11 protein-coding genes are annotated in these 14,309 nt (G+C 59.8%); 5 read left to right on the top strand and 6 right to left on the bottom strand.

Features of this window, described 5'->3' with window-relative positions; genetic code table 11:
- Nucleotides 1-42: 42 nt before the first annotated feature.
- Complete coding sequence (locus tag FIV03_RS11165; protein WP_152509585.1) at nucleotides 43-2,478, top strand: FAD-dependent oxidoreductase; 2,436 nt, start codon at nucleotides 43-45, stop codon at nucleotides 2,476-2,478.
- Nucleotides 2,479-3,118: 640 nt separating this feature from the next.
- Here FIV03_RS11165 and FIV03_RS11160 read toward each other — a convergent pair.
- Nucleotides 3,119-3,427: a hypothetical protein gene (locus tag FIV03_RS11160; RefSeq protein ID WP_062487112.1), complete on the bottom strand. Its 309-nt coding sequence runs from the start codon at nucleotides 3,425-3,427 to the stop codon at nucleotides 3,119-3,121.
- A 122-nt stretch (nucleotides 3,428-3,549) separates the two neighbouring features.
- A complete protein-coding gene (locus FIV03_RS11155; protein WP_062487111.1) occupies nucleotides 3,550-4,452 on the bottom strand; it encodes a LysR substrate-binding domain-containing protein in 903 nt (300 codons plus the stop codon).
- 168 nt (nucleotides 4,453-4,620) lie between these two features.
- Between FIV03_RS11155 and FIV03_RS31850 the strand changes: the two genes are divergently transcribed.
- Nucleotides 4,621-4,749 carry a hypothetical protein gene (locus FIV03_RS31850; RefSeq protein WP_286202286.1) on the top strand — a complete coding sequence of 43 codons (129 nt, stop codon included), beginning with the start codon at nucleotides 4,621-4,623 and terminating at the stop codon, nucleotides 4,747-4,749.
- Between the two features lie 78 nt (nucleotides 4,750-4,827).
- On the opposite strand, the gene FIV03_RS11150 is transcribed toward FIV03_RS31850, so the two are convergent.
- Together FIV03_RS11150 and FIV03_RS11145 are read right to left on the bottom strand one after the other, a co-directional pair.
- Entirely contained in the window at nucleotides 4,828-5,655 is an 828-nt protein-coding gene (locus FIV03_RS11150; RefSeq protein WP_209009937.1) for a PhnD/SsuA/transferrin family substrate-binding protein, read from the bottom strand.
- Nucleotides 5,652-6,587, bottom strand: coding sequence for a fatty acid desaturase (locus tag FIV03_RS11145; RefSeq protein WP_152509584.1), 936 nt, complete (start codon nucleotides 6,585-6,587; stop codon nucleotides 5,652-5,654). The genes FIV03_RS11150 and FIV03_RS11145 overlap by 4 nt, the downstream gene beginning before the upstream one ends.
- A gap of 285 nt (nucleotides 6,588-6,872) precedes the next feature.
- Between FIV03_RS11145 and FIV03_RS11140 the strand changes: the two genes are divergently transcribed.
- Both FIV03_RS11140 and FIV03_RS11135 read left to right on the top strand, forming a co-directional pair.
- Nucleotides 6,873-8,195, top strand: coding sequence for an FAD-dependent oxidoreductase (locus FIV03_RS11140; RefSeq protein WP_152509583.1), 1,323 nt, complete (start codon nucleotides 6,873-6,875; stop codon nucleotides 8,193-8,195).
- 390 nt (nucleotides 8,196-8,585) lie between these two features.
- A complete protein-coding gene (locus FIV03_RS11135) occupies nucleotides 8,586-9,707 on the top strand; it encodes an ATP-dependent RecD-like DNA helicase (protein ID WP_023003383.1) in 1,122 nt (373 codons plus the stop codon).
- Here the strand turns inward: FIV03_RS11135 and FIV03_RS11130 are convergent.
- Nucleotides 9,691-10,341: a TetR/AcrR family transcriptional regulator gene (locus tag FIV03_RS11130; protein WP_152505543.1), complete on the bottom strand. Its 651-nt coding sequence runs from the start codon at nucleotides 10,339-10,341 to the stop codon at nucleotides 9,691-9,693. The genes FIV03_RS11135 and FIV03_RS11130 overlap by 17 nt on opposite strands.
- A 406-nt stretch (nucleotides 10,342-10,747) precedes the next feature.
- Between FIV03_RS11130 and FIV03_RS11125 the strand changes: the two genes are divergently transcribed.
- Nucleotides 10,748-13,198: a Tex family protein gene (locus FIV03_RS11125; RefSeq protein WP_152509582.1), complete on the top strand. Its 2,451-nt coding sequence runs from the start codon at nucleotides 10,748-10,750 to the stop codon at nucleotides 13,196-13,198.
- Nucleotides 13,199-13,241: 43 nt separating this feature from the next.
- On the opposite strand, the gene FIV03_RS11120 is transcribed toward FIV03_RS11125, so the two are convergent.
- Nucleotides 13,242-14,180, bottom strand: coding sequence for an MliC family protein (locus FIV03_RS11120; protein ID WP_152509581.1), 939 nt, complete (start codon nucleotides 14,178-14,180; stop codon nucleotides 13,242-13,244).
- Nucleotides 14,181-14,309 lie beyond the last annotated feature (129 nt).

Here is a 14,309-nt window from a genome sequence, read left to right as displayed (position 1 = left end):
ACGGCCTGCCGCGCAAGAGCAGGCGCTTCCGGAGCAGATTGCATGAATACCCACACTCAGGTTGTTGTCATTGGCGGTGGCGTTGTCGGCTGCAGCGTTCTGTATCACCTGACCAAGCTCGGCTGGAAAGACGTCACGCTGATCGAGCGCGACGAACTGACGTCCGGCTCCTCCTGGCACGCAGCAGGCGGCTTCCACACTCTGAACGGCGATCCGAACGTAGCCCAGCTGCAAAGTTACACCGTCGACCTCTACAAGGAACTGGAAGAAATTTCCGGTCAGTCCTGCAGCCTGCACCTGACCGGCGGCGTCATGCTGGCCGATACGCCCGAGCGGATGGATTTCCTGCGTCTTGCCCAGGCCAAGGGGCGCTATCTCGGCATGGACCTGGAGCTGATCTCGGTCTCCGAAGCCAAGAAGATGTTCCCGCTTCTGGACGAGAAGCACTTCATCGGCGCGCTCTGGGACCCGATTGAAGGCCATCTCGACCCCTCCGGCACCACCCATGCCTATGCCAAGGCGGCCCGCGTCAACGGCGCGACAGTCCTGCGCCACACCAAGGTGGAAGAACTGGTTCAGACGCGCGACGGCACCTGGGATGTCATCACCAACAAGGGCACGATCCACGCCGAACACGTGGTCAACGCCGGAGGCCTGTGGGCACGCGAATGCGGGCGCATGGTCGGCATCGAACTGCCGGTGCTCGCCATGGAGCACATGTACCTCCTGACCGACGAGATGGAGGAAGTGACCTCACACAACGAAGCCACCGGCAAGGAACTGATCGGCGTTCTGGATTTCGGTGGTGAGATCTACACCCGCCAGGAAGGCAAGGGCGTGCTGCTCGGCACCTACGAGCAGAACTGCCGCCCGTGGAGCCCGCGCCAGACCCCCTGGGATTTCGGCCACGAACTGCTGGCGCCGGATCTCGACCGGATCGCGCCGGAGCTGGAAGTCGGCTTCGAGCATTTCCCCGCCCTGCAGAATGCCGGTATCAAGCAGATCATCAATGGGCCTTTCACCTTCGCGCCGGACGGCAACCCGCTGGTCGGCCCGGTTCGCGGTCTTCGGAACTACTGGGTTGCCTGCGGCGTCATGGCCGGGTTCAGCCAGGGCGGCGGTGTCGGCCTGACGCTCGCCAACTGGATGATCAACGGCGACCCCGGCTACGACATCTGGGGCATGGATGTTGCCCGCTACGGCACCTGGGCAACGCTCTCCTATACCAATGCCAAGGTTCAGGAAAATTACCGCCGCCGGTTCCGGATCCGTTTCCCCAACGAGGAACTTCCGGCCGCCCGCCCGCAGCAGACAACCCCGCTTTACGACCGCATGCTGGCGCAAGGCGCCGTCATGGGCGACAGCTGGGGCCTGGAAACACCGCTCTGGTTCGCTCCGGAAGGCGTGGAAGCCAGGGACATCGTCTCCTACCACCGCTCCAACGATTTTGAGCACATCGGCGCCGAGTGCCGGGCTGTGCGCGAGAGCGTGGGCGTGACGGAGACGGCCAACTTCGCCAAATACGAGATCACAGGGCCCGGCGCGTTAAGCTTCCTGTCGCTTTTGATGACCAACACAATGCCGAAGGTCGGCCGCATCATCCTGACGCCGATGCTGAACGAGAACGGCAAACTGATCGGTGATTTCACCATCGCCCGGGCCAGCGACCAGAAGTTCTACATGTGGGGCTCGTCCCAGGCCGAGATCTATCACATGCGCTGGTTCGAGAAGCACCTGCCAGAGGACGGCTCGGTGACGATCCGCGCAATCAACCTCGGCTGGGTTGGCCTCTCCATCGCCGGTCCCAGTTCGCGCAAGGTTCTGGAGAAGATCACCGGAGACGATGTCTCGGGCGAGGCCTTCCGGTTCATGGACTTCCGCGAAATGGACGTTGCCAATGCCCCCTGCAAGGTCAACCGCATCACCTACACGGGCGACCTTGGCTACGAGATCTGGATGGCGCCGGAGTACCAGCGTCAGGTCTATGATGCGCTGATGAAGGCCGGAGCCGAGTTCAACATCGTCAACTTCGGCATGCGCGCCCTGCTCTGCCTGCGGCTGGAAAAGAACTTCGGCACCTGGTTCCGCGAGTTCCGCCCGATCTACGGCGCATTCGAAGCCGATCTTGGCCGGTTCGTGAAGCTGTCCAAGGACACCTTCATCGGCAAGGAGGCGGCTCAGAAAGAATTCGATGAAGGCCCGAAGCGCCTGCGTGTCAGCTTCGTGGTCGACGCGTCGGACGCCGACGTCATGGGCGATGAGCCCGTGTGGCACGATGGCAAGGTGATCGGCTGGGTGACTTCCGGCGGCTACGCCCACTACCTGCGGAAATCCCTCGCACAAGGGTATATTCCCTCGGAACTGGCAGCGAACACGCAGGAAGGCGCCTTCGAGATCGAAATCCTCGGCGAGCGCCGCAAGGCCACCATCATCAGCGAACCGCTGTTCGACCCGAAAGCCGAACGCATGCGCATGTGAATGCATCCGGTCGTCGGACCAACACCCCGACGACCGCCTCCCCCTCCTGAACTTCACCTCCCCCTATCCTCCCGGGCTCCCCTCCCCTCAACCTCATCCTGAGGAGGCGCAAAGCGCCGTCTCGAAGGATGGGCAGCATACTCGGGAACAAGCGGCCCATCCTTCGAGACGGGCCTCCCGACCTCCTCAGAATGAGGGGTTGGTGTAGGGAACGATTGGGATTTACCGGAGGTGGGGTCGGCACGAAAAGGCGGGGAAGACGAGGACTGTTGAGCGGACAAGAGCGCCCCGGCACTGAGGATACCTGCCGAGTTCCGAAGAGCGCAGAGCGACAGATCGATTCAGAGACCTGCGCAGTCACTCCATCCGGAACACCTCGATTCTTCGCCTTTGCTGAACTCCGCCTCCCGCTCCCCTCATCCCGAACTTCTCCCCCCTCATCCTGAGGAGGTGCGAAGCGCCGTCTCGAAGGATGGGCGGCAAACGCCAATACAAGTGGCCCATCCTTAGAGACGGGCTTTCAGCCCTCCTCCGGATGAGGAGTTTGGTGGGGACTGGCAGATTATCATGCGACGTAAGCAAACCGATGGCAGAGGCCAGTCGGCTTATCAGAACACGCCTGCGAACCGAGTCTCGACGTTTACTTCAACCGGATGATCTTCGGGCCGAGGGCGCGCACGTAATCGCTTTGATCGGCAAAGACCATCACGTTGGTCTCGGTCACTTCGGTCTGCTTCAGTTCCAGCGGCGTCTTGCCGTCCGGATTGACGATCACCTTGCGGGTCGGCGGCAGGCCGCGGAACACCAGCACACCGGCTTCCTTGGTCACGATGGCACCATAAGGTTCGTCGTGGACAATGCGCGTCGTGCCGCTTTCGGCCTGCGCTGCGGCTCCAAGGGCGATGCTCATGCCGGCTGCGGCCAGCAGGGTTTTGCAGATGGAATTCATGACACGTCTCGCTGTTAACGCTTCATTTACCATGAATCGTAACCGCTCGTTAACTTTTGCGCCAGAGGTCCTGCGGGTTTGTCCCGTGAAACGGAAATTATGGTTAACGCGACAGACTGACTTCAGACCGAGACGCCGTGGCTGAGGTCCTTGAAGCTTTCGGCAACATGCTTGGCGAACGCATGAGTGGCTTTGCCCGCATGGGCCCGTTCGGCCATGAGAATGTGATAGTCGCCGATTTCCGGCAGGCCATGCCGTTCGTCCAGGGCCATCAGGGGCGCCTCGACAACACTCGCCGGAAAGGGAGCCACGGCAAGGTCCGCCAGCAGCGCGGCTTCCTGGCCGGCACTGTGAAAGCTGGTGTAGGAAACGCGGTAAGGCTTCTGGGCATCGTCCAGCGCAACCCGCGCAGCTCTGCGCCAGGGGCACCCGGGAGTGGAAACGGCAAGCGGCAACGGATCGCGCTCATAGGCGATACCACCTTCCAGTCCTACCCAGACCAGCGGTTCGGTGAAGACGATTGTGCCTCCCCGCGCCAGTGCGGTACCCGGACGGGCGGTAAAGAGCGCAAGGTCCAGCTCCCCCTTCTTCACCTTCTCGTCCAGCATCGGACTGCCATCGAGATGCACGTCCACGTTCACACCAGGATGAGAGCGTGCAAAGCGTGAAAGAATGTTGGGCAGGAACCTGGTGCCGAAATCGGACGGCGCTCCGAAGCGGACTTCGCCTTCCACTTCAGGAGACAGGAACAGCGAAACAGCTTCCTCGTTCAGCATCAGGATACGCCGCGCATATCCAAGCAAAGCTTCGCCTTCCGTAGTCATACGTACGGTACGCCCTTCCCGGGCGAACACCGAAACCCCGAGGATCGATTCAAGTTTTTTGATCTGCATTGAAACTGCTGACGGCGTTCGCCCAACAAGCTCGGAAGCTTTTGAAAAACTTGAGGTTTCCGCGATTACCAAAAAGGTCCGGTAAAGATCCAGATCGATCAGCGGCATGCCGGTGCCGGGCAACTTTTGCATGGTCCAGATTTCCCGGAGGTTCAGTTCAATTTTTTTGAACGAATAGATGAATACTATTCGATTGATTGAACCGCAAGTTCTGCCCATATAGCAGGCAAGCGGCCTCGCGTTTAAGCAGTGGACCGCACTTTCTTGTAACAATCGAATACGCTCAGGATTGGCAACGCCATGACCTATCTTGCACAAGCCCTCGGCACCAACCTCATGGGTGTCGTCAGCGGACACACCACGGCAGAGCTGGCTCGTATGAACCAGGTCCTGCGCCAGCGCGAAGCTCAGAAGTCCAAGAAACGCTGATCTGACGACCTGGAGGACTGTCGTTTGCCGGCCTGAAGCCGGCAATCTGACAATTTTCCAGAAGGTTCGAAATCAACGTCAGGCCAGCACGGGATATCCGCGCTCTGCCGCCTCGGCTTCCATCGTCAAGATGACCGCGTAATCGTCGGAAGACAGTTTCGAAAAGCCGTGAATGCCAAGGCGTTCACGGCTTTGTTGCGTTTCAGGCGCTGAAAGCATTTCGGCAACGGCCTCGCTTATAAGAGCGTGTTCCGCATCGCTGAAACGGCGGGAAGTGATCAGCGGCAACCCGGGCGCAGATGCTGTGCGGGCAAGCGGCCGAACTTGCGCCGCCAGCTCCGGCATTTCCCGGCAGACCAGTGCCCAGCAGACTGCATCGATGGAAGCGATGTCGGCCTTGCCCTCCGCAACGGCCTTCAACGACGCCAGGTGGCTCCCGCTCACAATGACGTCTGAAAAGAAAGCCCCTTCAGTATCAAGCTGCGCCACCGCGTGACGGAAAGTATTCATGCCTGACTGGCTGTCCGACCCGTTGAAAACCGCCCGGTGACCGCGCAGGCCCTCCAGGTTTTGGTGGGAGCTGTCATGCTTGACGATCAGCTGACTGCAATATCGTGGACCATCGCACCCTTCCGCGTCGTAGTGAGGCGTCCCCACGAGCCGGACCTTGCCTGCGAGCGCATGTGTCAGGGGGTATCCGCAGGTTTGCGACAAGAGGAGATCCGGGTCCGTCCAGGCCTCCACCAGATCTTGCCCATCCTGCCATGGCCGAATATCGCCTTCACTCAGTCCCAGAACGCGGCAAAGCGCGCCCTGGAGCGCGCTTTCAAGATCCCGCGTGGCATGGCGTACTTCCGGCCAGTCGTACATCGGCAGCCGGACAGCTAGAAAAGATCCACCGGTCAAGACACCGCCTTTTCCGCGGCAGAAAATCCGCTGGTCTCATTGTATTTGATCGGGTGCACAACGGGCTCCTTCACCTTGAAAAAATAGTGCCTGGCCAACTGGAAATAGCTCGCAAAGACATAGCCGCCGTTCCGTTCCTGCCATTCCGAACGGGCAGCGCGGTAGATCTTCGGAAGATGATACCAGGGCGCCCGCGGATTGGCGTGATGAACGACATGGAGATTATTGTTCAGAAACAGAAGCGAGAACACCGGGCAGAACTCGACGATGATCGACCGCGCCTCCGCTTGTTCATGCGCACGGTGCTCCGCATAGGTGCGCAGCATCAACAGGCTCATGCCCGGATAGGCGACGCCGAGAACATACAGCCAGAACGGCATGCCTCCAACCAGAGTGACAAACAGGACAATTGGCACCACACCGGCAACATGATGTGCCCAGGCGCGCATGACGACCTTGTCGCCCGCAATCATCATCCGGATTTCGGCTCCCACGAAACCGACCATCGATACCACCGGCCCGATCAGCAGCCGGCCCAATAGGGTGTTGTTGATCGTCAGGATCATTTGTATCGGACGAGGAAGGCTCTGCCAGTCTGACCAGGCCAGATAGTAGCTTTCCGGATCGTCATAGGGATCCGTCAGCCGGTCGTTGTTATGATGGCGCAGGTGAAGAGACTTGAAGCGGCGATACGGCACGCACAGGCCGAACGAGCAGTAGACCAGGGCTTCGTTGAGTGCGGGACTGCGCGTGGGGTGACCATGAAGTACCTCGTGTTGCAGTGAGGATTGCAATGTCACCAGGATCGCCGCCAGGGGGCAGACCACGAAAGGTCCAAGCTCGGAATAGAACCCTATCAACAAAAACCAAGCCGACGAGGTGGCCAGAATCAGGGCCAATGTCGGCCACTCGCAGAATTTCGCGCGCGGCAAGGAAGTCTCCAAATGTTTGAAAAATCGGCGTAAACCGACATGAACTGGTTTGACTATGCGCGCAGGCCATCTTCAGGACAATTTGAGACTTGAGAACAAATTCCACGATATTTAGCAAACTCAGCATGATGGTTTTATTTATAAACATATGATGATTTTTAGCTGCAGCTGCAGCCTTTCCGACAAACGATATGACTGGATCGGAACATCAAGTGGCGGTTTTGCCGCTAGACAAAAAAGGGGCTGTCCTCTGTTCTGGGCGAAACGCCGGAAGGAAGGACAGCCATGCCAACATCAAACGAAACGCCGAACCGCCATGACGTGATTATCATCGGTGCCGGCATCATCGGTTGCGCCATCGCATTGTCCATGACACGCAAGGGCTACAAGACACTGAATGTCGACGCCCTGCCGGCAGCCGGCTATGGCTCCACCTCCAGCTCCGCGGCGGTGATCCGCACCTATTATTCCACGCGCGACGGCACGGCGATGGCCCTTGAAGGCTATCACGACTGGAAGAACTGGCAGGCCTATCTGGAAACGGAAGACACCGGGGAACTGGCACATTTCATCGAGACCGGCACACTGGTGATGAAGACCGCATCCGACAACTACCAGAAGCATGTTCTGGAACATGCCGACGCCCTCGGCATCCCTTATGAACACTGGTCGGCCGACCGCATCACACAGGAACTCCCGGGCTACAACCTGGACTGTTTCGCCCCGGCGAAAACCATGGATGACGACGACTTCGGCATGCCGACCGGTGGTGCGCTTCAGGGCGGTGTCTTCTTCCCGGCAGGTGGCTACGTCGACGATCCGCAAATCGCCGCCCGCAACCTGAAGGATGCGGCAGCCAGGCTTGGGGCGCAGTTCCGCTTCAAGACCAGGATCGTCAAGATTCCGGTAGAGAACAACCGTGTCACCGGTGTTCTCACTGAGAACGGCGAACATATCCCGGCAGCCATCGTCATCAATGTCGCCGGCCCGCATTCCGGCAAGGTGAACGCGCTCCTGGAAGGTGAGACCGGAATGAAGATTGGCCACCGCCCGCTGCGCCAGGAAGTGGTTCAGATCGCCCCGCCACAAAGTCTGAATTATTCCCGCGAAGGTCTGGTCGTTTCCGACAACGACATCTCCGTCTACGTCAAGCCGGGTGGCGGCGGCCAGTTGATGATCGGCAGCCAGAACCCTGCCTGCGACCCGCATCTCGTGGAAGATCCCGACGATTTTGCAATGGACCTCACCGACCGCGGTCTCACCTATGCCTACCGCTACTCTCAACGAGTACCCGAACTGGGCGTATCCCAGCACCCTGTGGGGGTTGCGGCGCTCTATGACGCGACGGACGACTGGCTCCCGATTTACGACCGCACCAATGTCGATGGCTACTACCTGGCCATCGGAACCAGCGGCAACCAGTTCAAGAACGCAACCGTTGCCGGGCGCCTGATGACAGATCTGATCGGTTACTGCGAAGCTGGCAATGACCATGACGCCAAGCCATTGCAATTCAAGCTGGAGCATGTCCCCCACACGCTCAACACGGCGACGTTCTCCCGCAAGCGCGAGCTGACCAAGGAAAGCTCGTTCTCGGTTCTGGGGTAATTTCACTCAAGCTTCTGTTCTTCTGAGCCGAAATCGTAGGAGCGATCCCCAGCCCTCCCCCTCATCCTGAGGAGCAAACGAAAGTGCGCGTCTCGAAGGATGGGCCACTTGCTCCTGAGTGTGCTGCCCATCCTTCGAGACAGGCCATCGGCCCTCCTCAGGATGAGGGGGAGGCTGGGGCTGAGTCTGGGTCTACGGCTGCGGCTGGGGTTGGAACTACAGCAAGGTCTGAGGCTGGCGTCTGGATTGGAAACGGCTGCTGTCTGGCTTCGCTGGACGAACGCCCGGTGCGCGCGCCTGAACATAACGGCCTCAAGCCCCCCAATTCCGCCGTGGTCGAATCGCCCGTTTCGGGGTAAGCAACCGGTTCTGATCCTGAAGGAGCATTCCGTGGCCTGGTCCCCGCAACAAGATGAAGCCCTGAAAGAAGCCGCTGCCTGGCTAAAGCGCGGCGACAGGCAGGTGTTCCGCCTGTTCGGCTTTGCGGGCACAGGCAAGACAACGCTTGCCCGGCATCTGGCGGAAGGCATCGACGGCGATGTCTGTTTTGGCGCTTTCACCGGCAAGGCTGCGCATGTGCTGCGCCAGAAAGGCTGCGAGGACGCGGGCACGATCCATTCGCTGATCTACCGCCCCCGTTCGGCCAAGGAAGAAGACGACCTTGACGACGATGATGACGACAGCGGCCCGCAGTTTGCCATCAAGCGGGACAGCCAGGCTTCGACCGCGAGCCTGATCGTCATCGACGAATGCTCCATGGTCGACGAAGACCTGGGCAAGGACCTTCTGTCCTTCGGCACGCCTGTTCTGGTGCTGGGCGATCCGGCACAGCTGCCTCCGGTCAAGGGCGGTGGCTTTTTCACCGAAGCAGAGCCCGACGTGATGCTGACCGAGGTTCACCGACAGGCGCAGGACAATCCGATCGTACGCATGTCGATGACCATTCGCGACGGTGGCCAGCTCGACTACGGCACATTCGGCGAAAGCCGGGTGATCCACCGGCGCGACATCGACAAGGACCAGATCCTTGCCGCCGATCAGGTGCTGGTCGGCACCAACAAGACGCGCAGGCTCTACAACGCCCGCATTCGCGAGTTGAAGGATTTCTCCACTCCCATGCCAGCGGTCGGCGACAAGCTGGTGTGCCTCAGGAACGACAAGACCAAGGGGCTTCTGAACGGCGGTCTTTGGACGGTCAAGCGCCTGCGCCCCCCACGTGGCAACACGTTGCGCTTCGATGTCGTGTCCGAGGACGAGCTCTCGAGAAACGCCGTCAAGGTGAAGGTGTTGCCGGCCATGTTCGAGGATGGCGCGGAAAGCATTCCCTATGCCATCCGGCGCAAGGCGGACGAATTCGACTACGGCTATGCGCTGACCGTCCACAAGGCCCAGGGCTCGCAATGGGACAACGTTGTCCTGTTCGATGAAAGCTGGGCATTCCGCGAGCACAAGAGCCGCTGGCTTTATACCGCAGTCACCCGCGCCGCCGAGCAGATCACTGTCGTAAGATAGGCGAGTTGAACGCGGCTTCGGAAATCTCCTGCAGATCATTGCTTGCAGGAAGTGCCTGGAGACCGGTCTCGATAAAGGTTCTGAGGTCGTTCTCGCTGCTGCCACTGCGCCCAAGCAGGGCAATTGCCGAAAACTGTCCGTCGATGAAGGTTGCCGTCCGGTCCACGTCCGTATCTTCAGACATCTCTCCCGCAGCAACCGCCTTTAAAAGGCGATCCCTGATGGCCTTGAACCGTGCAGCCCGAAGGTCCAGCACGACTTCCTGGTGCCGCTGAGCGCCGTATGTGCAGTCGACAAGCGCATTGACGAGAAAACATCCAGCCGGTGTTTCCTTGTCCAGCGTCAGATCCGCGACGGCACCGAGAAAATCCCGGAAGTCCTGGACAACGTGTTTTTCTGCCCGTTTCAACCTGGCAAAAACCGGCCCGCCGTAGGTTTCGAAATAGTGCAGAAGCGCCTTTTCGAACAGCGCTTCCTTGTCGCCGAACGCGGCATAAAGGCCCGGTTTGGCCATGCCTGACGCCTCGGCAAGATCGCTCATGGATGTGCCGGTGTAGCCGTTCTGCCAAAAGGCGATCATCACGGAATGAAGAGCGTCTTTGGTATCGATTTTTCTTGGCCGTCCGCGCGCCATCGGTCTGCACTCCTCATAACAAACCGTGTGATCCGGTTATTAAAGCTCGGGAACCTTGAACCTCGGCAGGATGTGCGCCCTTGCCCCCATGCGCACCACCAACCGACCACGACATCTTGTTGAAAGAATAGCTGCTCGTTTTCAACGCAGAATACGCAATTTATTGCAATTCGTACAGGAACTACCTGTAGCTCAACCTAAAAGTGCATACCAAAACAATTTCACTGAACTGCCTGCCGCGAAATTGGTTCGCCATTGGGCTCGGCTTGTTTCAATCCGGCGCGCCCGATCCGGCAATCTTTCGGTATTTCACAGTGGACGGAGCTCATCGGTCCCTTTTCCGCCCGATTGAGGGGGCTTATCGTCTGCGGCTCAGATTTTTCTCGACGGAAAGTACCTTTCGTAAATGGCAAGCGTATCGATGACCGACCCGACCACGTCCACTCCCAAGGCCGACCTGTCCGCCCAGATCGCCCTGCGCATCGCACAGAGGATCGCGGATGAAATCGGCTGCAAGGCCGGCCAGGTGAATTCGGCCGTCCAGATGCTGGACGAAGGTTCGACGGTGCCGTTCATCGCCCGCTACCGGAAGGAAGCCACCGGCGGGCTTGACGACACCCAGCTGCGCAAGCTCAAAGAGCGGCTGATTTATCTGCGCGAAATGGAAGACCGCCGCGTCGCCATAACCAAATCCATCGAAGAGCAGGGCAAGCTCACCGACGATCTTGTTGCCAGCATTCAGGCATCCGATACAAAGTCCCAGCTTGAGGACATCTATCTGCCGTTCAAGAAGAAGCGTCGCACCAAGGCGCAGATTGCCCGCGAAGCCGGTCTGGAACCGCTGGCCGACACTCTTCTGGACGATCCCACCCGGGACCCCGAGGCCGAAGCGGCCGCTTACGTGGATGAAGGCAAGGGCGTTGCCGACACCAAGGCGGCGCTTGACGGTGCCCGCCAGATCCTGATGGAACGCTTTGCCGAAAACGCCGAGCTGGTCGGCCGCCTGCGCCGCCATGTCGAGGAACGTGGTGTCGTTCAATCGAAACTCATCGACGGCATGGCTGAAAAAGGAGCGAAATTCGCCGACTATTTCGACTATTCCGAACAATGGTCGAAGATCCCGAGCCACCGTGCCCTTGCGCTGTTCCGTGGCCGCAACGAAGGCATCCTGTCTGTCGACCTGACGGTTGATGCTGACGACGTCTCCCCTGTCCTGCCCGCCGTAAAGATGGTTGCTGACACCTATGGCATCGCTGACCGGGGCCGCCCTGGCGACAAGTGGCTTATGGAAGCTGCGCGTTTCGCCTGGAAGGTGAAGCTTGCCCTTCACCTGGAACTCGACCTGATGGGTGTCCTGCGTGACAAGGCGGAAGAAGAAGCCATCCAGGTTTTTGCCCGCAACCTCAAGGATCTGCTGCTGGCAGCCCCCGCCGGTTCCAGAACCACGCTCGGCCTCGATCCCGGCATCCGGACAGGTGTGAAGGTTGCCGTTGTCGATGCAACGGGCAAGCTGGTTGAAACCGCGACCATCTATCCGTTCCAACCGCGCAATGATGTCTCCGGCTCCCGCGCCGCTCTCCTCGCCTTGATCGCGAAACACAAGGTCGGCCTGATCGCCATCGGCAACGGCACGGCCAGCCGTGAAACAGACAAGCTGGCGGGCGATGTTCTTGCCGACATCCCCGCCGCCCAGCGCCCGGTGAAGGTCATCGTCAACGAGGCCGGTGCTTCGGTCTATTCGGCCTCGGAACTGGCGGCGAAGGAAATGCCGGATGTCGACGTTTCCCTGCGCGGCGCGGCCTCCATCGCCCGCCGCCTGCAGGACCCGCTTGCCGAACTGGTCAAGATCGAACCGAAGTCTATCGGCGTCGGCCAGTACCAGCACGACGTCAACCAGACCAAGCTGGCCCGTGCGCTGGATGCGGTTGTCGAAGACGCGGTGAATGCCGTCGGCGTTGATCTCAACACCGCCTCTCCCGCCCTGCTGTCGCGCATTTCCGGCCTGTCGGACAGTCTGGCAAAGGCGGTGGTCGAACACCGTGAAGCCATCGGCCGCTTCGACAGTCGCACACAGCTCAAGGAAGTCCCGCGCCTCGGCGCCAAGGCTTTTGAACTCTGCGCCGGCTTTCTGCGCATCAACGAAGGCAAGGAACCGCTCGACGCCTCGTCCGTCCACCCGGAAGCCTATCCATTGGCAAAACGGATCGTGAAGGCCTGCGGCCGCGACGTGCGCCAGATCATGGGCGACGCCTCACTGCTGAAAGGCCTCGAGCCGTCAGAATTCACCGACGAAAAATTCGGTCTTCCAACCGTGAAGGACATCCTGTCGGAACTGGAAAAGCCGGGCCGTGACCCGCGCCCCGAATTCAAGACCGCCACCCTTCAGGACGGCGTCGAGGAAATTTCCGACCTGAAACCCGGCATGAAGCTGGAAGGCACGGTCACCAACGTTACCAACTTCGGCGCCTTCGTCGATGTCGGCGTCCACCAGGACGGACTGGTGCATGTCTCCCAGTTGGCGGACCGTTTCGTCGATGATCCGCACAAGGTCGTGAAGGCCGGTGATATCGTCAAGGTGACGGTCCTGGAAGTGGATGTTCCGCGCAAGCGCATCTCCATGACCATGAAGTCCCAGGCCGACTATCAGGGCCAGCGTGAGCGCGGTGGTCAGGAAAGGGGTGGCCAGAACCGGAGCGGTCCTGGGGGCCGAGGCCCCGGCGGAAAGGGGCCAGGCGGCGGAAACGGTCCGCGCGGAAATGGCCCCCGTGGTGGCGGTGCGCCGAAGTCCTCCGGCGGAGACAGCGGCAACAACGCCTTGGCCGCGGCACTTGCCGCAGCGATGAACAAGAAGAAATGAGGGCCTGATCCAGCGGCGTTATCAGCGCCGCTGGATCAACCTGCTACTGGTTTTCGTAACAGTCATCGATGCCCGAAGGCGATTGGCGCAAGAGCTGACGCCCCTTGCTGTGAGCCGTGTACTGACCGTCCGTATAACGCGCGCCCGACCCTGAGACGACCTGCTCGAGCCGTCTCGGCGTGTGACCGTCAATGGTGTAGATCAGGTGGCCGTTGCCGCTTTGCACGTAGGTGGCCGTCAAAGGCAATCCTTCGGTGCACGTGTAATGCACCGTGATTGAGTCTCCCGCGGCCGGCTGCGCCACATTGCCAGCTGCTGCCGGTTGATAGTTGCGCGCCGGAAAGGCATCGGTGATCTGGTAAAGGTCCGACCGCGGACCATTTCCCTGCTCATAAAGGATCATGCGCCGATGCAGATCCAGCTGCAGCGTCACATTTCTTGAAGCATCGTGGAGATACACCGACCAGTCGTCCCGGCCGAATTCCTGAAAATGGAAATTCACGGTGCCGTAGACGTCCGCTTCCTGCCACTGGCCGTTTCCAATGTTTGTGAAACTGCCGCCAGAATGCCGGACGACACCAACATTCTGGCCATTCACACCAGGAGCTGCCGACAGTTGGCCGCCAGGTTGCTGCGGCACCGGGTTCTGGACCTGAGGCCGGCCTCCGCAGACCTCGTATATCCCCGGGTATGGGCGCTCCGAGCAGAACAGCCCGCCCCAGTGAAAGCCCGTCTGTCCGTTGCGATACCTGACCTGGAACCACTCGTATCCATTCATCATGACCCCGGTACCGGACAGGATCAAAATGGCGTCCCCCTGACGGAGACTGCCGCTTTGCCCGTATTGCATACCAGGACCACTGCGAACCTTGCCGCCGTAGGATGCACCGTTTTGCGGGAAATCGACGTCCGGTGAGGCGAAAGCGATACTGGCTGGCAAAACAAGTGCTGCCAGCACGACAAAAAGCGAAAACCTGTTCATCAAAATGCCTGTTCCATTGAAGTTACTTTAGAGAAAATGCAGCGTCTTCGGAGAAAATTACTGTATTCAACGACGAACTTTAGGTCATACGAACAGGAAAAGGAACTTCGATTTGCGGTTGCTTGCGCG

Source organism: Labrenzia sp. THAF187b (assembly GCF_009363375.1).
GTDB lineage: Bacteria > Pseudomonadota > Alphaproteobacteria > Rhizobiales > Stappiaceae > Roseibium > Roseibium algicola.
This window is presented reverse-complemented; position numbering and strand designations above follow the sequence as displayed.

Excerpts from the sequence above, each read along its gene's own strand:
- FIV03_RS11165 (WP_152509585.1), top strand. The coding sequence starts at position 43 with ATGAATACCCACACTCAGGTTGTTGTCATTGGCGGTGGCGTTGTCGGC.
- FIV03_RS11160 (WP_062487112.1), bottom strand. The coding sequence starts at position 3,427 with ATGAATTCCATCTGCAAAACCCTGCTGGCCGCAGCCGGCATGAGCATC.
- FIV03_RS11155 (WP_062487111.1), bottom strand. The coding sequence starts at position 4,452 with ATGCAAAAGTTGCCCGGCACCGGCATGCCGCTGATCGATCTGGATCTT.
- FIV03_RS31850 (WP_286202286.1), top strand. The coding sequence starts at position 4,621 with ATGACCTATCTTGCACAAGCCCTCGGCACCAACCTCATGGGTGTCGTC.
- FIV03_RS11140 (WP_152509583.1), top strand. The coding sequence starts at position 6,873 with ATGCCAACATCAAACGAAACGCCGAACCGCCATGACGTGATTATCATC.
- FIV03_RS11130 (WP_152505543.1), bottom strand. The coding sequence starts at position 10,341 with ATGGCGCGCGGACGGCCAAGAAAAATCGATACCAAAGACGCTCTTCAT.
- FIV03_RS11125 (WP_152509582.1), top strand. The coding sequence starts at position 10,748 with ATGGCAAGCGTATCGATGACCGACCCGACCACGTCCACTCCCAAGGCC.
- FIV03_RS11120 (WP_152509581.1), bottom strand. The coding sequence starts at position 14,180 with ATGAACAGGTTTTCGCTTTTTGTCGTGCTGGCAGCACTTGTTTTGCCA.